This is a genomic window from Xanthomonas sp. 1678 (assembly GCF_031455575.1).
GTDB lineage: Bacteria > Pseudomonadota > Gammaproteobacteria > Xanthomonadales > Xanthomonadaceae > Xanthomonas_A.
Window position 1 is genome coordinate 1 of the sequence record NZ_JAVDSZ010000007.1, and the last position, 22,862, is coordinate 22,862.

17 protein-coding genes are annotated in these 22,862 nt (G+C 70.9%); 5 read left to right on the plus strand and 12 right to left on the minus strand.

Annotation, left to right across the window (positions count from 1 at the left end; all coding sequences use genetic code 11):
• Positions 1–106 precede the first annotated feature (106 nt).
• Positions 107–1,798 (minus strand): AarF/ABC1/UbiB kinase family protein, encoded by a 1,692-nt coding sequence (locus J2Y70_RS13395; RefSeq protein ID WP_263396844.1) that lies wholly within the window; start codon positions 1,796–1,798, stop codon positions 107–109.
• Positions 1,799–1,993: 195 nt separating this feature from the next.
• Between J2Y70_RS13395 and J2Y70_RS13400 the strand changes: the two genes are divergently transcribed.
• Positions 1,994–3,148, plus strand: a complete 1,155-nt coding sequence (locus J2Y70_RS13400) for a hypothetical protein (RefSeq protein WP_309918342.1) — start codon at positions 1,994–1,996, stop codon at positions 3,146–3,148.
• A gap of 366 nt (positions 3,149–3,514) precedes the next feature.
• Here J2Y70_RS13400 and J2Y70_RS13405 read toward each other — a convergent pair whose 3' ends face one another.
• Positions 3,515–5,143 carry a dihydroxyacetone kinase subunit DhaK gene (locus J2Y70_RS13405; RefSeq protein ID WP_309918345.1) on the minus strand — a complete coding sequence of 543 codons (1,629 nt, stop codon included), beginning with the start codon at positions 5,141–5,143 and terminating at the stop codon, positions 3,515–3,517.
• Between the two features lie 146 nt (positions 5,144–5,289).
• Between J2Y70_RS13405 and J2Y70_RS13410 the strand changes: the two genes are divergently transcribed.
• Complete coding sequence (locus J2Y70_RS13410; RefSeq protein WP_309918348.1) at positions 5,290–6,195, plus strand: DUF808 domain-containing protein; 906 nt, start codon at positions 5,290–5,292, stop codon at positions 6,193–6,195.
• Positions 6,196–6,279: 84 nt separating this feature from the next.
• Here J2Y70_RS13410 and J2Y70_RS13415 read toward each other — a convergent pair whose 3' ends face one another.
• A complete protein-coding gene (locus J2Y70_RS13415) occupies positions 6,280–7,857 on the minus strand; it encodes a diguanylate cyclase (protein WP_309918351.1) in 1,578 nt (525 codons plus the stop codon).
• A gap of 120 nt (positions 7,858–7,977) precedes the next feature.
• Positions 7,978–8,904 (minus strand): carbohydrate kinase, encoded by a 927-nt coding sequence (locus J2Y70_RS13420; protein ID WP_309918354.1) that lies wholly within the window; start codon positions 8,902–8,904, stop codon positions 7,978–7,980.
• Between the two features lie 526 nt (positions 8,905–9,430).
• Here J2Y70_RS13420 and J2Y70_RS13425 point away from each other — a divergent pair.
• Positions 9,431–10,063, plus strand: a complete 633-nt coding sequence (locus J2Y70_RS13425; protein ID WP_309918357.1) for an NAD-dependent dehydratase — start codon at positions 9,431–9,433, stop codon at positions 10,061–10,063.
• A 403-nt stretch (positions 10,064–10,466) separates the two neighbouring features.
• On the opposite strand, the gene J2Y70_RS13430 is transcribed toward J2Y70_RS13425, so the two are convergent.
• On the minus strand, positions 10,467–11,759 hold the full coding sequence (locus J2Y70_RS13430) for a carbohydrate porin (protein WP_309918360.1): 1,293 nt from the start codon (positions 11,757–11,759) through the stop codon (positions 10,467–10,469).
• Between the two features lie 780 nt (positions 11,760–12,539).
• Positions 12,540–13,301 (minus strand): SDR family NAD(P)-dependent oxidoreductase, encoded by a 762-nt coding sequence (locus J2Y70_RS13435; RefSeq protein ID WP_309918363.1) that lies wholly within the window; start codon positions 13,299–13,301, stop codon positions 12,540–12,542.
• Positions 13,302–13,511: 210 nt separating this feature from the next.
• Here J2Y70_RS13435 and J2Y70_RS13440 point away from each other — a divergent pair, with 210 nt between their 5' ends.
• A complete protein-coding gene (locus J2Y70_RS13440) occupies positions 13,512–13,835 on the plus strand; it encodes a DUF6172 family protein (protein ID WP_309918366.1) in 324 nt (107 codons plus the stop codon).
• A gap of 182 nt (positions 13,836–14,017) precedes the next feature.
• Here the strand turns inward: J2Y70_RS13440 and J2Y70_RS13445 are convergent, their stop codons facing one another.
• The 6 genes from J2Y70_RS13445 to pdhA form a co-directional block, all read right to left on the minus strand.
• A complete protein-coding gene (locus tag J2Y70_RS13445; RefSeq protein WP_309918369.1) occupies positions 14,018–15,286 on the minus strand; it encodes a DEAD/DEAH box helicase in 1,269 nt (422 codons plus the stop codon).
• A gap of 416 nt (positions 15,287–15,702) precedes the next feature.
• Entirely contained in the window at positions 15,703–17,277 is a 1,575-nt protein-coding gene (locus J2Y70_RS13450; RefSeq protein ID WP_309918372.1) for a M4 family metallopeptidase, read from the minus strand.
• Positions 17,278–18,042: 765 nt separating this feature from the next.
• A complete protein-coding gene (locus tag J2Y70_RS13455; protein WP_309918375.1) occupies positions 18,043–19,467 on the minus strand; it encodes a dihydrolipoamide acetyltransferase family protein in 1,425 nt (474 codons plus the stop codon).
• Entirely contained in the window at positions 19,464–19,814 is a 351-nt protein-coding gene (locus J2Y70_RS13460) for an SH3 domain-containing protein (protein ID WP_263396858.1), read from the minus strand. The genes J2Y70_RS13455 and J2Y70_RS13460 overlap by 4 nt, the downstream gene beginning before the upstream one ends.
• A gap of 1 nt (position 19,815) precedes the next feature.
• Positions 19,816–20,895 (minus strand): alpha-ketoacid dehydrogenase subunit beta, encoded by a 1,080-nt coding sequence (locus tag J2Y70_RS13465; RefSeq protein WP_309918380.1) that lies wholly within the window; start codon positions 20,893–20,895, stop codon positions 19,816–19,818.
• Positions 20,888–21,976 (minus strand): pyruvate dehydrogenase (acetyl-transferring) E1 component subunit alpha, encoded by a 1,089-nt coding sequence (gene pdhA / locus J2Y70_RS13470; protein ID WP_309918383.1) that lies wholly within the window; start codon positions 21,974–21,976, stop codon positions 20,888–20,890. The genes J2Y70_RS13465 and pdhA overlap by 8 nt, the downstream gene beginning before the upstream one ends.
• Positions 21,977–22,097: 121 nt before the next feature.
• Between pdhA and J2Y70_RS13475 the strand changes: the two genes are divergently transcribed.
• Positions 22,098–22,334, plus strand: a complete 237-nt coding sequence (locus J2Y70_RS13475; protein ID WP_309918385.1) for a hypothetical protein — start codon at positions 22,098–22,100, stop codon at positions 22,332–22,334.
• Positions 22,335–22,862: the final 528 nt, after the last annotated feature.

The window sequence follows — 22,862 nt, forward strand, 5'->3', positions numbered from 1 at the left end:
CCCGAGTCCCGAGTCCCGAGTCCCGAGTCCCGAGTCCCGAGTCCCGAGTCCCGAGTCCCGAGTCCCGAGTCCCGAGTCCCGAGTCCCGAGTCCCGGCACTCGACGCCTAGCGCCGCCCGCGCTCCTCGCGCGCATGCGCGCGCCGGTCGAACAGCACCGCGCTGATCACGATGCCCAGGCCCAGCGCCACGCCCAGCAGGAACAGCACCATCGCGATCGTGGGGTAGCCGAACAGCTTGCTGCCGGTGTCGATGCGCATCATCTGCGCCGAGGCCAGGATCAGCGCGGCGGTGACCACGCCGGCGGCGACGCGGTTGGCGATCTTCTGCAGGCTCTCCATCAGCCGCGATTCCTCCAGCCCGGCCACGCGCACCTGCAGGCGGTTGTCGGCGGCCAGCGACAGGATGTCCGACAGCTTGCGCGGGCCTTCGCGCAGCAGCGCCTGCATCTCCATCGCCTCGCTGGCCAGGTTCGCCGCCGACAGCGACTTCTTCAGCCGCGCGCGCATCACGTGCTGCAGCTGGTCCTCGACCACGCTGCGCGTGTCCAGGTTGGGCGACAGCGCGCGGCACACCGCTTCCAGGTTCAGCAGGGTCTTGCCGAGCAGGCTCAGTTCCGGCGGCGTGCGCAGCCCGTAGGCGGTGGCGATGCGCACCAGGTCCAGCACCACGCGGCCTTCGGAGGTGGCGTCGTGCGCGGCATAGCGCGCGATCATCTGCCCGGTCTCGCGCTGGTAGTGGTCCTCGTCGAAATCTTCCAGGCGCGTGCTCAGCGCGATGGTTTCCTCGGCCACTTCCTCGCCGCGGCCATCGACCGCGGCGAACAGCAGCTTGAGCAGGCGCTCGCGCAGCTTCGGCGGCACGTGCGCGACCATGCCCAGGTCGAAGATCGCCAGGCGTCCGTCGCTCAGCACGCGCAGGTTGCCCGGGTGCGGATCGGCGTGGATCTCGCCGTGCACGAACATCTGGTCCAGGTAGCCGCGCACCAGCGCCGCGGCCAGGTCGTCCATCGGCTGTTCGGTGCGGCGCAGCCCGGAGATCTTGTCCACGCGCACGCCTTCGGCGAGTTGCATGGTCAGCACCTTGCGGCTGCTCAGGTCCCAGATCGGCTGCGGCACCCACAGCTGCGGGAACGGCTTGAGATGCTCGCCGAAGCGCGCCAGGTTCTCCGCTTCGGCCTCGTAGTTCAGTTCGGCCAGCAGCGCCTTGCCGAACTCGGCCAGCCAGTCGGCGAAGCGGATGCGCCGGCCCAGGCCGGTCAGCTTGTCGGCGGCGCTGGCGAAGCTCTTGAGCACCTCCAGGTCCGAGCGTACCTGCGCGGCCACTTCGGGCTTTTGCACCTTGATCGCCACCGGGGTGCCGTCGCGCAACGCGGCGCGGTGCACCTGGGCCAGCGAGGCGGTGCCCAGCGGAGTGTCGTCGAACGCGGAGAAGGCCTTGTTGACCGGCACGCCGAGTTCGGCCTCGACGATCTCGCGGATGCGCTCCACCGGGATCGGCGCGGTGTTTTCCTGCATCCGCTCCAGCGCGGTGGCGAATTCCGGCGGCACCACGTCCGGACGCGTGGACAGCATCTGCCCGAGCTTGACGAAGGTCGGGCCCAGCGCCTCCAGGTCGGTAACGAACTGCTCGGGCGTGCCTTCCGGCGGCAGCGCGTGCTCGGCGTCGGCGGCCTCCACGTCCATGCCGGAGAACACCCCCGAGCTGCGGTAGCGCAGCAGCAGGCGCAGGATCTGGGTGCGGCGGCTGAGGCCGCCGACTACGTGCGAGGTGTCCGCAGCGTCGGGCGTCGCGCTCAAGGTTCGGCTCCGGGAATGGCAGGGATTGCGGCGGCCAGTGTGGCCGGGGCCGGGTCGTCGCCCGGTGAACTCGCACTCGCCACGGTGGGGCCGGGCCGCCGGACACGGACCCGTGGCACCCAGCGCATGCCGCGCTGGGCGGGCTGTTCTAGAATCCGTCGCTCCGGCACAGCGTGCCCACCTCCAGGACATGCCATGCGGTCGTTCTCTGCGCCCCTCCGAGTGCGCGCCGCCTGGCGCTGCGGTCTCGCCTTGCTGGGCGCGTTGTTGCTGGCGGCCACCGCGGCGGCCGCGCCGCAGCGCGACACCGACGACGGCTTCGATGCGCAGGCCTTCGCCGGCAGCCAGCGCCGCACCTATGAGGTGCAGGACTTTTCCACGCGCTACCGGGCGACGCTGGAGATCGAGGACACCAGCGAGGTGTTCCGCCCCGGCATCGTGCGCGTGTTCGCGCGCGGCCGCGCCACGCCGCTGATCGAGGTGGCTTCGCCCGAGCTGGTGCTGCACACCGATGACCAGGGCGGCAAGGCCAGGGCCAACGTGCACGAACTGCCGTACGGCGAGCAGAGCGTGCTGATCTACGCCGATTTCAATTTCGACGGGATCAAGGATCTGGCGTTGATGGACGGGCAGAACAGCTGCTACCACGGCCCCTCCTACCAGGTGTACCTCGGCACCGCCGACGGCTTCGCGCCGAGTCCGGCATTCACCGAGCTGGCGCAGAGCAACTGCGGCCTGTTCCAGGTGGACGCGCAGGCGCGCGAACTCCGCACCACGACCAAGGACGGCTGCTGCTGGCATCAGTCGGCGGTGTACACGGTGCGCAATGGCGAGCCGCTGCTGGAGCGCGAACTGGTCGAGGACGCCACCGGCGCCCCGCCGGGCCTGGCCCAGGAGACGCGCTACCGCGACCAGGGCGGCAGGCGCGTGGCGGAGCAGTACTACCTGTGGGACGAGGACGGCAGCATGGCGTTGTTGCCGCACAAGATCCTGCTCGAGTTCCGCCTCGCCCCCGCCGGCAAGCGCATCGTCGTGTTCGCCGACGCGGGCGATGGCGAGGCCGCGGCGCCGTACTACGCGGCGATCGGCGCGCAGCAGCGGGTGGACCTGCTGTATCCGGACGGCGCGGGCGAAGGTTTCGACTACGACGCCGACCGGCACGTACTCGGCTTCGGACGCGGCGACACCCGCTACCGCATCGTCGGCGATGCGCAGGGCGTGCCGCAGCGCATGGAAGTCGTCGTGCGCGGCAAGACCCAGCCGCTGGCATTGCAGCCTGGATCGGTGCATGGATCGTTGCAGGCGGTGGCGCAGGCGCTGAGCGCCGCACAGGCGGCTGCGGCGCAGTAGGGCCGGCGCCGCGCATCGATGTTCCTGGCGCGCATCGATGTTCCCTGTAGGAGCGGCTTCAGCCGCGACAGGCACTCTCCGGAAAGGCCCTGTCGCGGCTGAAGCCGCTCCTACAAGAGCAAGACGGCTACTGGCCCCATGCCGCGCAGCGCGTCAGTCCCGGTTGTTTCCGAAGCTGATGCGCTTCCCGGCTCCGCTCGTCGCGACTGAAGTCGCTCCCACAGCGTTTTGCGGCGAATGGGTCGGCTGCACTGTGGGAGGGACTTCAGTCCCGACTGCTTCTGGAGCCGGGTAGCTGGCGGACTTCGTTTGTCGCGGTTGAAACGGCTCCTGCAGGCGATTTCCGGCCGAGTGCATCGTCGGCATTCATTCGCCCCACGCCGCGAAGGCGCGCGCCACCGCGTCGGCGCCGGGGTCGACCACGCCGCGCAGCGCGTCCGCCGGCACCGCGGCCGAGCGGCCGGCGCGAGCTCGGTCCATCTGCGCGGTGGCATCGGCCCCAGTGCGTGCCGCGCGCGCCGCGTCGTCGGCGCTGCCGCCGCGTACCAGCGCCTCCAGTGCCGGCAGCAGCGCGTCGAGCATGGTGCGATCGCCCGGCTGTGCGCCGCCGTAGTGCTGCATGCGCGCCACGCCGGCCTGCAATGCCGGCACCCAGCCGCGCCCGGCTTCCAGCTCGGTGGCGGCGGTGGTGAACAGGATCGACAGCAGTACGCCGCTGGAGCCGCCCATGCTGCGTTCGATCGTCGCCGCCAGGCCGTGCGCCAGCGGCGCGGCTTCGCCGGTGGCCAGCGCGTCCTCGTCCAGCGCCTGCTGCAGCGCGCGGGCGCCGGCGGCGAAGGTGCTGCCGGCATCGCCGTCGCCGGTCTGCGCATCCAGCGCGTCCAGTTCCGCCTGCGCGGCGATCAGTGCCTGCGCGACCCGGGCCAGCGCCGCGCCGCGTTGCGCATCGCGGGCGCCGTGCCGGTGCGCGTCGCTGCGCAGCAGCGCCGGGGCGAAGTGGGCAGGCGCGTGCGGCACGCGCACGCCGGGCCAGCCCAGGGTCTGCACCGGCGCCTGCAGCGCGGCGAGCGCGTCGGCGTCGGCCGGCGCCAGGGTGATCGAGAAGCCGTGCATGTCCATCGAGGTCATCAGCGCGGCAGGCACGGTCATCAAGGCGATCCGCGCCACGCCGATGCGCTGCAGCGCCAGTCGGGTCAGCACGCCCAGTTCCTGGGTGGAGCAGCCGCCCAGGTCGTTGAGCATCAGCAGCAGCGGCGCATCGGCGCCGTAGCGCGCGTCTGCCTGTTCGAGCAGCGGGTCCAGCACCAGCGCCAGCGCCTCCTCGACCGAGGCCGGCTGCACCTTGCGCGTGCCCGGCTCGTTGTGGATGCCCAGGCCCAGCTCCGGCGCGCGGCGGCCAGTGTGCTGGCCCGGCACGGTGCAGCTGGACAGGGCCATGCCCAGCGACAGCAGGCGGTCGGCGAAGGCCTGGCCGCGCTGCGCCAGTTCGGCCAGCGGCACGCCTTCGCGGGCCAGGTGGCCGACGTACTTGTGCACCAGCACGGTGCCGGCGATGCCGCGCGGCTGTGCGGCGTCGGGCAGGGCGATGTCGTCGGCGACCAGCACGCTGGCCACGTCGATGCCTTCGGCGCGGGCGCGCTCGGCGGCCAGGCCGAAGTTGAGCCGGTCGCCGGTGTAGTTCTTGATCACCAGCAGCACCCCGGGCGCGTCGGCGCAGGCGCGGATCGCGGCCAGCACCGCTTCCACGCCCGGCGAGGCGAACAGGTCGCCGGCGATCGCGCCGCTGAGCATGCCGGGGCCGACGAAGCCGGCATGCGCCGGCTCATGGCCGGCGCCGCCGCCGGACAGCACCGCGACCTGCGCCGGGTCGCGCTCGGCTTGCAGCACGATGCGCGCGCCGCTGGCCGGGTCCGAACGCAGCAGCGGTTGCAGCGCGGCGACGGCGTCGAGCACGTCGTCGACGATGGCGCGGGGGGCGGTGAGGAACTGGTCCATGGGGGTCCTTCGCGGCGGCGTTGTGTGTGCCGCACACGGTAACCGAGCCGGCGTTATGCGCGGCTGAGGCCGTGCGTGGCCCCGCTCACCCACCCGGCGCGCGGAATCGGCGAGAATCCCCGCTCACCCTCGAACGGAATCCCCGCATGGCCGGCGCCAGCCTGTTCACCCTGCTCGACGACATCGCCACGTTGCTGGACGACGTGTCCATCCTGACCAAGGTGGCGGCGAAGAAGACCGCCGGCGTGCTCGGCGACGACCTGGCGCTGAACGCGCAGCAGGTCACCGGGGTCAACGCCGACCGCGAGCTGCCGGTGGTGTGGGCGGTGGCCAAGGGCTCGCTGCTCAACAAGGCGATCCTGGTGCCGGCGGCGCTGGCGATCAGCGTGTGGCTGCCGTGGGCGATCACCCCGCTGATGATGATCGGCGGCGCGTTCCTGTGCTTCGAGGGCGTGGAGAAGCTGGCGCACCGCTTCCTGCATTCCAAGGAAGAGGACGCGCAGCACCACGCGCAGCAGCTGCAGGCGCTGGCCGACGAGAAGGTGGACGTGGTCGCGCTGGAGAAGGACAAGATCAAGGGCGCGATCCGCACCGACTTCATCCTCTCGGCGGAGATCATCGTGCTGTCGCTGGGCGTGGTCGCCAACGTGCCGTTCGTGCAGCAGGTGTCGGTGCTGGTGGCGATCGCGCTGGCGATGACGGTCGGCGTATACGGCCTGGTCGCCGGCATCGTCAAGCTCGACGACCTGGGCCTGTATCTGACCCGCAAGGGCGCCGCCGCCGCGGCGATCGGCCGCGGCATCCTGTGGCTGGCGCCGTGGCTGATGCGGGTGCTGTCGATCGCCGGCACCGCGGCGATGTTCCTGGTCGGCGGCGGTATCCTGGTGCACAGCATCGGCCCGCTGCACCACGCCATCGAAGGCATCGCCCCGCCGGGCGCCTGGGGCAGCCTGGTCGTCAACCTGGGCAACGCGCTGGTCGGCATCGTGGCCGGGGCGGTGGTGCTGGGGGCGGTGGTGTTGTTTCAGAAGCTGCGGAAAGGCCGGGAGTAGGGATTCGGGATTCGCAAGAGCGAAACACTCGCGTTTGCCAATCCCGAATGCCCAATCCCCAATCCCGCGCCGGCTGCGCCGGCGCTAATCCGCTGAAACCACCCGGTTCTTGCCCGCCTTCTTGGCCTCGTACAGGGCGCGGTCGGCGCGCTTGACCACCACGTCCTGGGTCTCGCCGGCGCGGCGCAGCGCGACGCCGGCGCTGAAGCTGACGAACACGCGCTGGTCCTCGTGCACCACCGCGCGCTGGGCCAGGGCGCGTTGCACCCGGGTCACCGCCGCGGCGGCTTCGAAGATGGTGCAGTCGGGCATCAGCAGCAGGAATTCCTCGCCGCCGAACCGGGCGATCGCGTCGCTGCCGCGCAGCGTGGTGCGGGCCACCTCGACCACGTGGCGCAGTGCGGCGTCGCCGCCGGGATGGCCGTAGATCTCGTTGAGCTTGCGGAAGTTGTCCAGGTCCAGCATCGCCACGCACAGCGGCTGCTCGCCGCGCTCGGTGCGCACCAGCTCGCGCGCGAAAAGTTCCTCCAGGCCACGGCGGTTGAGCGCGCCGGTGAGCTGATCGACCCGCACCAGTCCGCTGACGTCCTGCAGCTCCTGCTCCAGGCGCAGGATGCGCTGCTCGGCCGCGTCCACTTCCTGGCGCGCGGCGATCAGGTGGTCGCGCGCGCGCAGCGCCTGCTGCTGCACGTGGCCGGTGTCCTGCAGCACTTCCTGCAGCAACCGGTTGAGGTCGCCGATGCTGCGCGCGTCGCGGATGGTCTGCGAGTAGTCGGCGATGCGGTCGTGGAATTCGCTGGTGCTGATCGCCATGCCGTCCAGGTTCTCGACGAAGGACACCATCATGTCCTTCATCGCTTCCTTGGATTCGGCGATGCCCTGCTTCAGCAGGCCCTGCTTGTAGGTCACCTCGCGCAGGCTGCCGCGCGCTTCCTCGATCGAATAGCGGTCCAGCGGGCCGCTGATCAGGTCGCGCACCACCGCGATCTGGCCCTGCAGCCAGCTGGTGTCGTCGAGCAGTTCGCCGACGTTCTCCAGCAGCAGGTCGAACAGGCCCAGCAGCAGGGTCTGCTGCTCCTGGCTGTCGCTGGCGCGCAGCGCGACCTGGTGGCACAGCTCGCGCACGCGCTGCGCCAGCGGTTCCAGCGGCTGGCCCGGCCGCCACTGCCGCAACGCCTCGCCGGTGGCCTCCGATTCGTTGGCCAGTTCGGGCAGGTTGTGCAACAGCGAGGCCAGCGCGCCGGCCACGGCCTGGCGCAGCAGGTCGCGCAGGCGTTCGGTGTCGCTTGGGCCGGCCAGCGGATCGCCGACGTCGATGGTGCGGATGTACTTGTCGATCAGCTGGCGCAGCGCGCGGCCGTAGCTGGGCCAGTCGCCGCTGCCGGCTGCCGACTGCAGGCGGCGGCCCATGTCGCCGAGTTCGCCGTGCAGGCCGGCCATGCCGTCGGCGAAGGCGCCGAGCAGGTCCAGCGGCTCGTGGGCGCGGTTGAACAGCTGGATCAGCGCCGCGGTGGCCGCGGCCGGATCGCTCCCCTGCGCATCTGCCGGCGCGGGCGCATGGCCGTGCGGCGCCACCGCCGAGGCGGCCGCCGGCGCGCGGCGGCGCGGCGACAACAGCTTGCGCAGGCCGCCGGCAGGCGGCTCGTCGCGTTGATCCGGCATGCGGACGCTTCCTTTCCAGTGAACGCGCCACCCTGCCACAAACGCGGCGACCGGGGGTGACGCTCAGGAACAGGATATCGGCGCCGGCGGCGTGCGCTTGAGCCGGCGCTGGCCCCGGCCCTACAGCGCGGCGCGGACCTCGTCCAGGCTGGGCGGGTTGGCGCCGGCACGGGTGCAGTTGATCGCCGCGGCGGCCACGCAGAACGTCAGCAGCCGCTGCAGCGCGTGCGCCGAGGTGCCCAGCGCGGCGAGCGCGGCCAGGTCGGGCAGCTGGTGCAGCAGCGCGGCCTGGAAGCTGTCGCCGGCGCCGACGGTATCGGCCACCTGCACCGCCCGCCCGGCCACGCGCGCCTCGGCATCGCCGCTCCAGGCCACCGCGCCGTCGCTGCCCAGGGTCATCACCACCAGCGACGGGCCCTGCTGCAGCCAGCTGCGCGCGATCGCGAACGGATCCTGCTGCGGGTACAGCAGCTCGATGTCCTCCTGGCTGACCTTGACCACATGCGCCAGCGCGATCCAGCGATCCAGCCGCGCGCGCCATACCGCCATGTCCGGTTCCACCGTCGGCCGCACGTTCGGATCCAGCGAGATCAGCCGCTGCGTGCGTTCGCGCTCGGCCAGGGTCTGGAAGGTGCTGGCGGTGGTCTCGGCGACCAGCGTGTAGGAGCCGAAATGCAGGCCGCCGACCGCGGCGTCGAGCGTCGGCAGGTCGGCCGCGGTCAGTGCGCGGTCGGCGCAGCCGGTGCCGTAGAACGAATAGTTGGGCACGCCTTGCGCGTCCAGCGCGACCATCACCAGGGTGGTCGCCTCGGCCTTGTCGATGCAGTGGTCCAGCGCCACGCCCTCGCGTTCCAGGGTGCCGCGCAGCTGACGGCCGAGCGGGTCGGTGGACAGGCCGGTGAACAGCGCCGACGGCGTGCCGAGGCGGGCCAGGCCGATCGCCACGTTGAACGGCGACCCGCCCTGGCGCGCGGTCATGCCGACCGAGGTGCCGGCGTAGCCGTCGATGAAGATGTCGTACAAGGCCTCTCCACACACCACGAACATCGAACGGCTCCTCGGTTGGCTGCTGCGGCGCCGGACGGCGCGCTGGCGGCTATTGTGGCGTACGCGCCGCAGCGCGGCGACCATGCGCGGCGCTGCGGGATCGGCTGCCGTGCAGGTACGCGGGCTTGTGTGTTGGGTGCACGAGGCTGCGCCCGTACCCTCATCCGCCCCTGCGGGGCACCTTCTCGCAAGGGGAGAAGGAGCAGCCCTAGCCCTCTCCCACCGGGAGAGGGGTGGGGTGAGGGTACGGCGCGCAGCGTCTCGCTGGGTTTTGGGTGCACGAGGCTTCGCCGTACCCTCATCCGGCCCTGCGGGCCACCTTCCCCCCAAAAAGGGGCCATGGTCCCGATGGGAGAAGGGAACAGCACAGTGCGCTTAGCCCCTCTCCCACCGGGAGAGGGGTTGGGGTGAGGGTACGGCGCGAAGCGTCTCGTGGGAGCCGGCCAAGCTCGCATGCCGCCAGTGCCTTGCCCATGCGCCTGCGATCGGCGTAGCTTCCTCCATCCACCGTGCAAGGGCGCTTTCGATGAAGATCCTGCTCGCCGGCGCCACCGGTCTGGTCGGCCGACATGCGTTGGCGCAGCTGCTCGCCGCGCCGGCATGCAACGCGGTCGTGGCGCCGACCCGGCGCGCGCTGGATCTGGTCCATCCCAAGCTGCACAACCCGTTCGTGGACTTCGAGCAGCTGCCGGCGCAGGCGCCGTGGTGGTCGGCCGATGCGGCGATCTGCGCGCTCGGCACCACGATGAAGCAGGCCGGTTCGCGCGCCGCGTTCCGCCGCGTCGACTACGACTATCCATTGGCGATCGCGCGGCTGGCGCAACAGCACGGCGCCACCACGTTCGCGCTGAACTCGGCGCTGGGCGCCGATCCGCGCTCGCGCTTCTTCTACAGCCGGGTCAAGGGCGAACTGGAACGTGAGCTGCAGGCGCTGGGGTTCGCCTCGCTCACGCTGGTACGCCCCGGACTGATCGGCGGCGAGCGCGCGCAGCCGCGCGGCGCCGAGCGGCTGGCCGGCACGCTGCTGCACGCGCTGGGCCCGCTGCTGCCGCGGCGCTACCGGGTCAATCCCGCCGCGCGCGTCGCCGCCGCGCTGGTGGAGCACGCGTTGCGGCCGCGTGTCGGCGTCCACGTGGTCGGTTCGGAACAGCTGGCCTGAGCGGCGCGGAGCGCGGATGGCGTGGTGTCGCCGCGCGCGTGGGCGACGCCGCGTCGGCGTAGCGCGCTTGCACGAAGGAGGCGCTGCCGCGTCCGCCATGCCTGCGTTGCTGCGCTGGCGGCATGCGCCGGCCGTTGCTGCACTTGCTGCGCCTGTGCTCCATGCCTGGCAACGCCTGGCAACCGATTGCGGTGCACCGGAGAAGGCGGTGACCTGATCGCCGACCTGCTCCCGCCACATCACCGCCTTGGGAAGCTCCAATCACCCTAAAAAACTTGATCGAAGCGCTCGTGATCCATTCGTGCACATCGCGTGCAAGTTTCGGAAATCGAGATTTTCAGAGGCTCCCATATGGCGCCGTGGGGCCGGCGCCATCGGACGCGTCGCCGGCGCTAGCCACCGCTCAGAAGTTCATGCTGACGCGCAGCCCGCCGACCACGCCGTTGTTGTCCTTGATCCCGTTGGCGTTGCGGATGTACTGCAGGTTGGGCATCAGCGACAGCGCCGGGGTGATGGCGTACTGGTAGTTCAGTTCCAGCGGGTATTCGTATTCCTGCACGCCCACCGCTGCCGCGCCGGCCGGCAGCGCGGCGTTGTAGCGGCGCTGCGCATCGCCCAGGCGCTCGCTGACGCGGGTGCGGCCGGCGGCAAAGCCGATGCGGTCGTACGGGCGCGAGGCGAACGGCGCATCCAGCCATGCGCCCAGCTGCAGCATCTGGTCGATGCGGTCGGTGTCCTTGTCGGCCTGCACCCAGTTGCCGAACAGGCGCAGCGTGCCGCCGCCGGGCGCGCGCCACAGCGCCTGCTCGGCGGTGGCGTAGTAGCCGCTTTCGCTGTCCATCACCGCGGTGGCGTCGTCGCTGACGTCCGACGGCAGGCCGCTGACCGTGACGGTGTTGCGGTAGTTGGCGCTGTTGCGCCAGCCGCCGACGCGGTAGTGGCCTTGCAGGCCATCGCCGAAGGTCGGCAGGTACTCGATCTCGGCCACCACCAAGGTTCCCTGGCTGTCGCCGTCGGTGCGCAGTTTCAGGCCCTGGTCGTGGTCCAGGTTGTTCGGGTTGACGTCGTAGGCGCCGACCTTGAAGCGCCAGGCGTCGTTGGGCTTGAACGCCACCACCGCGCCGTACTGGCTGATCGGGTCGACGTACCAGCCGTTGCTGACGTAGCCGGGCAGGCCGCCGCAGAAACTCAGGTTCTGGAACTTGCAGGAGAACGAGAAGAAATCGCCGTTGGCGTACAGGCGGCCGAGCTTGATGCTGAGGCGGTCGTCGAACAGTTCCTGGGTCAGCGAGAACTGGCTCAGGCGGGTCACCGCGCCGCGGCCGTGGATCTCCTGCACCGCCAGCAGGGTCGGAAAACCAGCCGTGTCGTTGAGCGAGTCGCCATTGCGGTTGGCCACTTCGACCTTGAAGGTCGCGCCGCGCCAGGCCCACAGCTTGTCCAGGTCGAAGGTGCCCGCCAGGAAGAACTGGTCGGCGTAGGCGTAGGTGTCGTCGCGGCTGCCGCCGGAGTTGTTGTGCGCGAACTCGCCGGTGTAGGACAGGCGCAGGTCCACGCCGCTGTCGACCAGCCGGGTGCGCGCGCCGCCCCAGTCGCCGGTCAGGGTCTTGGCCGGGTCGAAATCCTCCGCGGCGGCCTGTGCGCAGCACAGCGCTGCCGACAGCGCCGCCAGCGCGATGCATGGGTTCTTGTTCATGAGTGACTCGCTTTGCGCGGGGCCGCGGTGCGCGGCCCGGTCATGGGAAGGACTCCGGCGCGGCGGCTGCCGTCCGGAGGAGGGCGGCGATCGCCGTGGGGACTGCTGCATCGGTCGCCGGCCGCGGCGGATGCGGGGCTCAAGGCGCGGACGGGTGCCGTCCTTGCGGCGCGCGGTGGGCGGGTGACGGTGTCGATGCGTGGATGGAACACGTGGCCTCCAGGTGCCCGTCGCATGCGTGTGCTGCGGCGCGCGGGATGAAGTCGGATGCAACCCCTGCGCGCCGGAGCTTATCGTCGCCATGATCGTTTCATGTTCGTTATTGTTCGAATGGGTGTCTTCTTGTTGTTATTTATTCAGGTATGCTCCTGGGCGCGCGATCCCGCCACGTGCGTCGACCGTTGCGCAGCGCGGTTCCTGCTGGTCGAAGGGGATCGGCGCTGCCGCGCGCCATCGCGCTGCTGCATTGGCGAGGCATCCCGCGAGCGGAGCGTTTTTGGTGCGCCGCAGCGCTCGACTGCAGACACAGGGACCACCGCGGCGGCTGGAGACGCCGCCTGCGGTCATGGCATGAGTAGCGCACGGCGCGATTCGCCGAGCCGATTCAGGGAGTCGGCGAGCCTGCCAGGCCTCCGGCGCCGTTGCCGGTGCTTGCCCACGATGTGCTTGCGTACGCGCTGTGCGCGCAACGATCACCGGCCGCCGTGCGGCGGTCCTGCGCAGCCGCGCATGGCCCCACGCCCAGCGGCTAGGCGCCTGCCGACGGCCGACGCGGCGCGGTCAGACGCCCAGCGACTGTCCGCCGTCCACCGCCAGGATCTGGCCGGTGATCCAGCGCGCCTGAGGCGAAGCCAGGAACAACGCGGCGTGGGCGACGTCCTCGAGCGCGCCGAAGCTGCCGAATGGGATATCGGCGCGGATGCGCCGGTACAGCCCCGGCTGCTGTGCGCGGCGCTGGTCCCACAGCCCGCCGGGGAACTCGATCGAGCCGGGCGCGATCGCATTGACCCGGATCCGTTCGCGCGCCAGTTCGGCGGCCAACGTGGTCGTGTAGTAGTTCAGCGCCGCTTTCGCCGCCGAATACGCCGGCACCCGCGGCGTGGGCCGCAGCCCGTTGATCGAGCTGATGTTGAGGATGCAGCCGTGGGCGCTGGCGCGCAGCGCCGGCAACGCGGCGCGATTGCAGCGCACCGCGGCCATCAGGTCGATGTCGAATCCGGCCTGCCAGCTGGCGTCGTCGTCGCCATGGCCGTAGCCGGAGGCGTTGTTGACCATCACGTCGATGCCGCCCAGCGCATCGGCCGCATGCGCCACCCACTGCTGGATCTGCGCCGGGTCGGCCAGATCGCAGCTCAGCCGCGATACCGGATGGCCGTGGCGCAGCAACTGCTCGGCCGCGTCCGCCAGATGCGCGGGATTGCGCGCGCAGATCGCCACGCCCGCACCCTGGCGGGCGAAGGCGTCGGCGATCGCCAGGCCGATGCCGCGGCTGGCGCCGGCGACGAGCACGCGGTAGCCCGCGAAGGTGGAGGGGTCGGTCATCGGCGGCTCCTGCGGCGGCGGCGCGGGGATGCGCCAGGCGCCGATTGTCGGCCAATCCGCAGCGCGGGGCCGGGTTCTGGCACCATGGCGACCCCGCCGCGCCCGCCTGCGGCCGGCAGCAGGGCCATTGCCCGGGTCAGGCCGCACGCTCGCCAGCCGCCGCCGCGCCCGCCCGGCGGCCGCGTTCCCTCTTTCCAGGATCCTCCCGCAGTGAAGAAGACTTACCAGCTCCGCATCGAAGGCAAGCACCCCGACCGCCTGCTCGACGCCAGCAAGCACGACATCCGCAAGTACATCCGCCGCGAACGCCGCAAGACCCTGCCGGCCGGCGCCGACTATTGGGACTTCGACACGCTGTTCGGCGCCGACGAGGCCAGCGCCGCGGTGGTGCCGCCGGCCGAGCTGATCCGCGCGATCGACGCGCTGGTGGCGACCGGCGCCACCCAGTTCTACGTCGAGATCCGCAGCAAGCCGGGCAAGCGCACGCCGCGGGCGCAGGGCGATGCCGCCGTGGCCGATCCGTTCGACGATTGAGCGTGCCCCTGTTGGGAGCGGATGGGGGTGGTCTTCCAGCCATTGGCCGCGATGATCGACGCCGGGCGTTTCGGCCGCGACCGACAGGATCGGCGCGCAATGCATCGGATCGCGGCAACCTGCGCTCTGCGAAATAGCGCGCGCATCTCCGGCACCGGCCGCGACCAGCGCCGCGAACGCGATCAACTCTTCGCAGGCAGTCCGCCGCTGCCCTGCGCAGCCGCCGCGCGCAGCTTGTCCTTCTTGCTCGGGCGCTTGCCCTTGATGCCGCCGGTCTGCGGCGCTGTCTCGGCGGCAGGCGCGGCCGTCTGCGTCGGTTCGAAACCGGCGATGCGTTCGCGCGGCACGCGCAGCCGTTGGCGCTTCTCGATCAGGCGCAGGTGCGCCTCGCTGGCCGCATCGACGAAGCTCACCGCCAGGCCGTCGGCACCGGCGCGCCCGGTGCGGCCGATGCGGTGGGTGTAGTCGGCGGTGGCGCGCGGCAGGTCGTAGTTGACCACCACCGGCAGCTGCGCGATGTCCAGCCCGCGCGCGGCCACGTCGGTGGCGACCAGGACCTGCAGCTGGCCGCTCCTGAACCCGGCCAGCGCCTGGTTGCGGCGGCCCTGGCTCAGTTCGCCGTGGAACGGCTGCGCCGCCACGCCGGCCTTGTGCAGCTTCTCGGCCAGGTTGTCGGCGCCGCGCTGGCTGGCCACGAACACCAGCGCCTGCGGCCAGGCCTCGCTGTGCAGCAGGTGCCGTAGCAGCGCGGTGCGCTGAGCGCTGTCGACCTCGATCGCGCGCTGGCGGATCGTCGCCGGGGCGGCGGCGGCTTCCTCGCCGATGCGGCGCGGTCCGCGCAGCAGGCGTTGCGCCAGCACGTCCACCTCGGCCGGGAAGGTGGCCGAGAACAGCAGGGTCTGCCGGCGCCGTGGCAGCAGCGCCAGGATCCGGCCCAGTTCCTCTTCGAAGCCCAGCGCCAGCAGGCGGTCGGCCTCGTCCAGCACCAGCGTGCGCACCGCGCCCAGATCGAGTGCGTTGTGCGCGGCCAGGTCGAGCAGCCGGCCCGGCGTGGCTACGACGATGTCGGCGCCGCCGCGCAGCTTCAGCATCTGCGGATTGATCGAGGCGCCGCCGGCGACCGCAGCCACCTTGACCCGTCGCGGCAGGTAGCGCCCCAGCGCCTGCAAGGTGTCGCCGACCTGTGCGGCCAACTCGCGGGTCGGCACCAGCACCAGGCTGCGCACGCGGCGGCTGGGCGGCAGCAGCGCCGCATGCTGCAGCAGCGGCAGCGCGAACGCAGCGGTCTTGCCAGAGCCGGTCGCGGCGCAGGCCAGCAGGTCCTCGCCGCGCAGGATCGGCGCGACCGCCTGCGCCTGGATCGGCGTGGGCGTGGTGTAGCCGGCGGCGTCGAGCGCGCGGGAAAACGCGGGCAGCAGCTCGGGGGCGAGGCCCAGCGTGGCGAATGGCATGCAGCGTGGTCCGGAAGAGGGCGGCGAAACCGATGCCGTCGCGATGCGCTGCGGCGGACGTAGCCGCGCAGCCTACCCGCAGCCGGACGCCTATGCGAGGCGTACGCGTCTGGGAGGCCAATTGCCGCCGCTCGAAAGACGCTCGATCGGCGACAGCGGCCCTTGCCCGAGTGTCCTGCGGGAAACGGTCGCCGCAGTCGCCGCTCGCTGGCAAGGCGAGGTGGCGCGCGCGTGGAAAACCTGGCGCGGTGCTGGGTTGGTGCCGAACCGGTCGCGCATGACGACGTGCGCAGGCACCTCGCCATGCGCACCGGCGATAGCGCAGTCCGCTGGCTTGCCCGCAACGCCGTGTGGCCATATCGCCGCACGGCCACCGGTCCAGGTGGCCGTGCGGCGGGTGGTACCGGCTGCCGCGGTTACTGGCAGGTCACGCCGACCGAACTGAACGCGGCAGTCACCGCCGCCGCCGAACGGCCCAGGTCGCTGGCCGCGGTGCGCACGCCGCAGGCGCCGCTGTTGAAGCTGGTGCTCGGGGTCCAGTACAGGCGGTTAGCGCGGGCGAATACCTCGAAGGCAGTGCGCGTGTTCCAGCCGGAGGTGGTGGCCAGCTTGTAGAACGCCTTGTTGTAGACGCCGGAGGAGTAGTGCACGTCGAGCCCGCTGCGGTAGTTGGCGGCATTGTCGATCGAGGCGCCATCCTGCGGCGGATTGGCCATGTAGCGCAGCGCGCCGTTGGACTTGAAGATCTCCGGGCCGACCAGGAAATCGTTGCTGCCCTTGAGGTAGTACTCGGTGGCCTCGCCGGCGATGTCCGAATACGCCTCGTTGATGCCGCCGGACTGGCCGGAGTAGGTGAGGCCGGAATTCTGCTCGGTGAAGCCGTGCGAGACTTCATGGCCGGCGACGTCGATGCTGACCAGCGGATAGAAGCGGGTGTTGCCGTCGCCGAAGGTCATCGTCGAACCGTTCCAGAACGCGTTCTCGTAGCGCGTGCTGTAGTGCACCCGCATCACCAACTGGAAGCTCAGCGGCGCCACCCCGGCATAGGCGCGGTACATCTTCTCGATGACGCCGCCGAAGTAGTGCGCATCGTTGATCGGCGAGTAGGCGCCATTGATGGCCTTGTAGGTGTTGCGCGGGCAGGTGAACTGGTAGGCCGTGCTGCCGGAGGTGCCGCCATTGAGGTTCACCGACTTGACCGTGCTGTTCTGCATGCGGCAGTTGTTGTCCACCTCGAGGAAGCCGTGGATGCTGCCGCTGGTGCCGTATTCGTACTGCCCGGTCTTGGCGTTGCCGCCGGGGCCGGTGGCGTCGCGCGTGGTCAGCCCCTCCCACTGCCGCAGCACCGCACCGCTGCGCGCGTCGACGATCACGAATGGGCGGGTCGGTTCGCCGCCCTGCGGCGCGTCGGCGAAGAACGACACCACGTAGGCCATGTGTGCGCGGTCGTCGTCGTCCAGGTAGATCATCTGCGGCGCCTGTGCGCGCTCGATGCGGCGCGCGGCCAGCGCATCGCCGAGCGCGGCGCGCTTGGCCACGTCCAGCGCGCGATTGGCCGGCAGCAGCGCGGCTGCAGCGGCAGTCGCGGTGGCCGGCAGTTCGCTGGCCAGGCCGGCGACCGAGCGCCCGAACAGGCTGCGCACGCTGCCGTCGCTGCGCTCGCTGACCACGACGTGCTCGCCCCAGATCGGCACGCCGCGGAAGGTCTGCTGGTAGCGGCTGTGGACGGTGCCGTCGTCGTCGGTGCTGCTGCTCAGCAGGCTCAGCGCGGACTCGGCATCCAGCCCGACCAGCTCGGCATGGCGCACCGCGGCGGCCGCGGGCACGCCGCCGAGGCTGGTGGCGGCGGCCTTGTACTGGGTGTTGAGCGTGCCGAGATCCTTGCCGTGCAGATCCACGCGTTCGGCCGCGGCGGCGGAGGTGGCGGCGAGGGTGAGCAGCAACGACGGCAGCAGCGCCAGCGGGCGCTGGCGGCGGATGGACTGGGTCATTTGGAATTCCTCATGAGCGATAGGGAATGTCTTGCCGGCGCGGCAGCGCATGGCTGCCACGTTGCTTGCGGTTGCGTCGTGGATCGCGTCGGCATTGCGGCCAATGGCGCGCTGCCGTCCCCCTGGCAACGAACATAGCGATGCGGTTAGCGGCCGTGGTAGACGGCTTTCGCTCGGAGTGCCGATATGGGATGGCGAGCCTGCTATACCGTTTCGGCACGCGGGCGGGTGGGGACGCCTGCCGTGACGATTCGACGCAGCATGTCGGCAATAGCGCGATTTCGCTCAAGCCGCGTTTGCGGCAGGCGACGCTGGCGGTTCGTGCCAAGGCGCACAATAATTGCGCCGCGTTCCGTGGCAGGTGCAATATTTCTCGCAAGCGACGTGCGAACCGCTGCGGCGTGACGCGACGGTATGGCGTTCGCGAGAATGGCGGAAAACACGCACGCCAGCTGGATTGTGGCGCATGCGAGCGCTCGATTGCGATCCTTTCCTGTGCTTGGAAATGCCGCAGCGACTTGTTCGGTGCCACGCCAACGATGGTCGAAGCGCTGACGCGCAGGAGCGGCGGCTTGCGGTCTACGCCTCGGCATTGGATGGCAGCGCGGCGATCCGCTGCGGCTCGGTGAGGCCGCGCATGCGGCGCTGGTGCAGTGGCGGAACGTCAGCGGCGCGACCAGATGGCGCTGCAGATCATCCAGGCTTCGACGAGCAATTGATCCGACATGAGGGCCGCCGCTCCGTTGCGAAGCGGCGGCTCGCGGCTCAGTCCGCCAGCGCCAGGTCGTCGATCAGCGCGCGCAGGAAGCGCGCCGCTTCGCCGCCGGTGCAGGCGCGGTGGTCGAAGGTGACCGACAGCGGGATCAGCTTGTGCGTCTCGATGCCGCCCATCACCGGCACCAGCTGGTGGCGGGCGCGGCCGGCGGCGACGATCGCCACGCATGGCGGCACCACCACCGGGGTGGCGTAGCGGCCGGCGAACATGCCGAAGTTGGACAGCGAGATGGTGTAGCCGCTCAGTTCCGAGGCGGCGATGCTGCGCGCCTCCACCTGCTGGCGCAGGCGGCTGATGCCTTCGCGGATGCCGCGCGCATCGAGCATGTCGGCGTTGCGCAGCGCCGGCACGAACAGGCCGTCGTCGGTGTCCACGGCGATGCCGATGTCGACCTGCGCGTGCAGGGTGCGGGTCAGCGCGTCGCCGTCGAACCAGGCGTTGAGCGCCGGCACCGCGCGGCAGGCGGCGACGATGCCGCGCACCAGGCGCGCGGTCATGTCGTTGCCGGGCGCCCAGGCGTGGATGTCGGCGTCGTCGTTGAGCGTGGTCGGCACCACCTTGGCGTGCGCATCGGCCATCACCCGCGCCATGTTGCGGCGCACGCCCTTGAGCTGCTCGGGCTGGCCGTGCGCGGTGGCGCCGGGCGGCTGCGTGCGCATCGGCTTGCCTGCGGCGGACAGCGGCGTGCGCGTTGGTGCTGCGGTGGTGGGCGCGGTTGCAGGGGTGGCTTCCGCCTTGACCTGCGCAGGCCGTGCGGTCGCGGCGGAAGCCGCTCCTACAGCGGCCGAGCCGTCGGCGGCGGCCTGCTTCACGTCGGCCAGGGTCACCGCGCCGTCGCCGCCGCTAGCGCGTACCCGGGTCAGGTCCACGCCCAGTTTCCTGGCCAGCGCGCGCACCGCCGGCATCGCGCGCACGCCGCCGACCGAGACCGTGCGTTCGCTGTGCACGGCGTTGGAGCTCTGCATCGCGCCGACCACGGTGCCGGCGTCGTCGCGTTCGCCGCCGGCTTGCGCCGCGTCGGCGTCGCGCAGTTCGCCGCCGTCGTCGGAGGCGACGACGCGGTCGTTCTCGCCCGGCGCATCCGCGCCGGCGCCCTTGCCGGGGCTGGCCGGCGCAGCGCCGCCATGGTGGTGGCCGGTGTCCTGGCCCTCGGCGCGCTGCGGCATGCTGGCGTCGGGCGCGAACTGCGCCAGCATCGCGCCGGTAACGACGATGTCGCCCGGTGCGCCGGCCAGTTTCAGCACCTTGCCGGAGACCGGCGAGGGCACCTCGACCACCGCCTTGGCGGTCTCCATCGACACCAGCGGTTCGTCGAGCCGGATGGTGTCGCCTTCCTTGACGAACCATTCGACGATGGTCGCGTCGGGCAGGCCTTCGCCCAGGTCGGGCAGGTTGAAGCTCTTGGTTTCGCTCATGTGGTCTCTTCCAGCAGTTCCAGGTCGCGTGCCGGCAGCCAGCCCTGCGCGCCATCGGCGCGCTCGGCCCACCACCAGTCGCCGTATTCGTGATGCAGGGTCACGGTGTCGCCCTGCACCGCATCGAGTTCGCGCGCATCGTAGTCGCGCAGCGCTTCGGCATGGCCGTCGCCGGTCGCGCGCAGCCAGGCCAGCGGCGCCCAGCCGGCGCTGCCGGCGGCGGTGGTGGTCCACACGAACGCCGGCCATTCCTCGTCGCGCACGCCCAGCAGCACCCGCTCGCCGGCGGCGACGCGGAGCGGGTGCGGGTAGGTGGCGCGGTAGTCGCTGAGCAGGCGCGCGCGCATGTCAGCCTGCGGCGACGGCACGCTTGGCCGCCGCGACGATCTTGTCCACGCTCGGCAGGTATTTCATCTCCAGCCGGAACAACGGGATGTGCGTGTCGTAGCCGGTCACGCGCTGCACCGGCGCGACCAGGTCGTACATCGACTGCTCGGCCAGGCGCGCGGCGATCTCGGCGCCGAAGCCGGCGCTGCGCGGGGCCTCCTGCACGATCACGCAGCGGCCGGTGCGCGCCACCGATTCGGCGATGGTGTCGAAGTCCAGCGGGCGCAGCGTGGCCACGTCGATGACCTCGGCGCTGATGCCGTCGGCGGCCAGCTTGTCGGCCGCTTCCAGCGCTTCCTTGACCTGCGCGCCCCACGCGACCAGGGTCACGTCGCTGCCTTCGCGCAGCACGAAGCACACGTCCAGCGGCAGCGCCTCGCCGTCGTCGACCACCACTTCCTTGTACTGGCGGTACAGGCGCTTGGGTTCCATGTAGATCACCGGATCCGGCTCGCGGATCGCCGCCAGCAGCAGGCCGTAGGCGCGCTGCGGCGAGGACGGCAGCACCACGCGCAGGCCCGGCACGTTGGTGAAGATGGCTTCGTTGGCCTCGCTGTGATGCTCCGGCGCGCGGATCCCACCGCCCCACGGCACGCGCAGCACCATTGGGCAATGCAGGCGGCCGCGGGTGCGGTTGCGCAGGCGCGCGGCGTGGCAGATCAGGTGATCGACCATCGGATAGACGAAGCCGTCGAACTGCGCCTCGGCCACCGGCTTCATGCCCTGCGCGGCCAGGCCCACGGTCAGGCCGGCGATGGTGGTTTCGTCCAGCGGCGTGTCCAGCACGCGCTGCGCGCCGAAGCGCTGCTGCAGGCCGGCGGTGGCGCGGAACACGCCGCCGTTGACGCCGACGTCCTCGCCCAGCACCAGCACCGACGGGTCGTGCTGCAGTTCCCAGGCCAGGGCCTGGGTGACCGCTTCGATCAGGGTGATGGGGGTGCTGGTCATGAGGCTGTCTCCGCGCGCGGTGGCGGCGTGGTGGGCGGTGCCGGCCGCGTGCGTGGCGGCCGTGTCGGCAAGGCGGGGAGCGAGTTCATCCATGGCGCCGCTCCAGGGCGACGGCCTCGGCGCGCTGCGCGAGCAGCTCCGGCGGCGGATCGGCGTACAGGTAATCGAACATCGCCTCCACTGGCTGCACCGGGGTGGCCAGGTAGGCGTCGACCTCGATGTCGACCAGGCGCGCGCATTCCTGCTTCCATGCCGCTTCCTCGGTCTCGCTCCACAGGCCCTGCGCGGTCAACCAGGTGCGTAGGCGGGTCAGCGGTTCGCGTTCCCAGGCCTGCTTGACCTCGGCCTCGTCGCGGTAGCGGCGGGCGTCGTCGGCGGTGGTGTGGTCGGACAGGCGGTAGGTCATGAATTCGATGACGCTGCCGCCCTGGCCGGACAGCGCGCGCTCGCGCGCCTGGCGCATCGCCTCCAGCACCGCGATCAGGTCGTTGCCGTCCACCTGCAGGCAATGCAGGCCGCCGGCCAGACCCTTCTGCGCCAGGGTCTGCGCGCCGGTCTGCGCCGCGCGCGGCACCGAGATCGCCCAGCCGTTGTTGATCACGCACAGGATCAGCGGCAGCTGGTAGGCGCCGGCGGAATTGAGCGCGGCATAGAAATCTGTCTTCGACGAGCCGCCGTCGCCGCAGGTGGCGACTGCCACGTGGCTTTCGCCGCGCAGCTTGAACGCCAGCGCCGCGCCGGCGGCGTGCAGGCACTGGGTGGAGATCGGCACGCAGATCGGGAAGTCCTTGGCCGCGTCGGAATCGCGCAGGAAATCGCTGCCGCGCTCGTCGCCGCCCCAGTACAGCAACACTTCGCGCGGACGCACGCCGCGCATGAACATGGCGCCGTATTCGCGGTAGCTGGGCGCCAGCACGTCGCCGCTGCGCATCGAGGCGCCGATGCCGATGTGGGTGGCCTCGTGGCCCAGGCACGAGGCGTAGGTGCCGAGCTTGCCGGTGCGCTGCAGGGCCACTGCCTTGCTGTCGAAGGTGCGCACGTAGAGCATCTGCTTGAACAGTGTCAGCAGGGTCTGTGGGTTGGCCGAGTCGGCCGGAAGGGCGTCGCGGGCCGGTTGGCCGTCCGCGTCGAGGTACTGCAGGTATTCAATTTCGAATTGCGCGGCGATGGTCATGACGGCGGCACTCTCGACAACAAGTTTCAAATGATATGAGCTGGCATGTTAAGGAAGGCGTGCACAAAAGCCGTCCTGCACCGCAGCACGGCATCTTGCTGGATTGCAGCAAAAACGCGCCATGGGTTGGCTGCGTGCGCTGCTGGCGTTCATTTGGGAGATTGTTGCGCTGCGGTTGGTGGACGCGCGGTGGTTGCGGATGTCCAGCGGTGGACGTTTGGAGTTGGGCGCGATGGTGGGCTGCCGTGGTGTTCGGGTGACTGCGCAAAAGCATCGCGATGGCTGGAGCAAGATCAAGATCAAGATCAAGAGCTTTCGCGCCTGCCGGCGCGAGTTACTTTTGTCTTGGCAAAAGTAACCAAAACCGCTCCCGCCCGACACGAGCCGGTGCGATACAGCCGCACCGGTGCCCTGTGCTCCTCGCGGCGAGCGGCACGGCGCCCAAACTCGCTTCGCTCAAACAGGGGCGCCTCTTCGGCCGCTCGCCGCTGCGGTGCTCGGCTCGCTTTAGGGCGGGAAGTTTTAGGAGCGACAGCTAACGGCAACAGCAAGAGCAACAACTCAGGAGCGGCCCTTCGGCTGTTCCCTTCTCCCCTCGGGACCATGGCCCCCTTTTCGGGGGAAGGTGCCCCGCAGGGGCGGATGAGGGTACGGGCGAAGCCTCGTGCATCCAACTCAGCGAGACGCTTCGCCCCGTACCCTCACCCCAACCCCTCTCCCGAGGGGAGAGGGGCTTGGCTGTTTCCTTCTCCCCTCGGGAGAAGGTGGCCCGCAGGGCCGGATGAGGGTACGGGCGAAGCCTCGTGCCCCCAAACTCTGCGAGACGCTTCGCGCCGTACCCTCACCCCAACCCCTCTCCCGAGGGGAGAGGGGCTTGGCTGTTTCC

Excerpts from the sequence above, each read along its gene's own strand:
- J2Y70_RS13445 (WP_309918369.1), bottom strand. The coding sequence starts at position 15,286 with ATGCCATTCGCCACGCTGGGCCTCGCCCCCGAGCTGCTGCCCGCGTTT.
- J2Y70_RS13415 (WP_309918351.1), bottom strand. The coding sequence starts at position 7,857 with ATGCCGGATCAACGCGACGAGCCGCCTGCCGGCGGCCTGCGCAAGCTG.
- J2Y70_RS13465 (WP_309918380.1), bottom strand. The coding sequence starts at position 20,895 with ATGGATGAACTCGCTCCCCGCCTTGCCGACACGGCCGCCACGCACGCG.
- J2Y70_RS13400 (WP_309918342.1), top strand. The coding sequence starts at position 1,994 with ATGCGGTCGTTCTCTGCGCCCCTCCGAGTGCGCGCCGCCTGGCGCTGC.
- J2Y70_RS13420 (WP_309918354.1), bottom strand. The coding sequence starts at position 8,904 with ATGTTCGTGGTGTGTGGAGAGGCCTTGTACGACATCTTCATCGACGGC.
- J2Y70_RS13425 (WP_309918357.1), top strand. The coding sequence starts at position 9,431 with ATGAAGATCCTGCTCGCCGGCGCCACCGGTCTGGTCGGCCGACATGCG.
- J2Y70_RS13455 (WP_309918375.1), bottom strand. The coding sequence starts at position 19,467 with ATGAGCGAAACCAAGAGCTTCAACCTGCCCGACCTGGGCGAAGGCCTG.
- J2Y70_RS13475 (WP_309918385.1), top strand. The coding sequence starts at position 22,098 with ATGGGTTGGCTGCGTGCGCTGCTGGCGTTCATTTGGGAGATTGTTGCG.
- J2Y70_RS13405 (WP_309918345.1), bottom strand. The coding sequence starts at position 5,143 with ATGGACCAGTTCCTCACCGCCCCCCGCGCCATCGTCGACGACGTGCTC.
- J2Y70_RS13430 (WP_309918360.1), bottom strand. The coding sequence starts at position 11,759 with ATGAACAAGAACCCATGCATCGCGCTGGCGGCGCTGTCGGCAGCGCTG.
- J2Y70_RS13460 (WP_263396858.1), bottom strand. The coding sequence starts at position 19,814 with ATGCGCGCGCGCCTGCTCAGCGACTACCGCGCCACCTACCCGCACCCG.
- J2Y70_RS13450 (WP_309918372.1), bottom strand. The coding sequence starts at position 17,277 with ATGACCCAGTCCATCCGCCGCCAGCGCCCGCTGGCGCTGCTGCCGTCG.
- pdhA (WP_309918383.1), bottom strand. The coding sequence starts at position 21,976 with ATGACCATCGCCGCGCAATTCGAAATTGAATACCTGCAGTACCTCGAC.
- J2Y70_RS13410 (WP_309918348.1), top strand. The coding sequence starts at position 5,290 with ATGGCCGGCGCCAGCCTGTTCACCCTGCTCGACGACATCGCCACGTTG.
- J2Y70_RS13435 (WP_309918363.1), bottom strand. The coding sequence starts at position 13,301 with ATGACCGACCCCTCCACCTTCGCGGGCTACCGCGTGCTCGTCGCCGGC.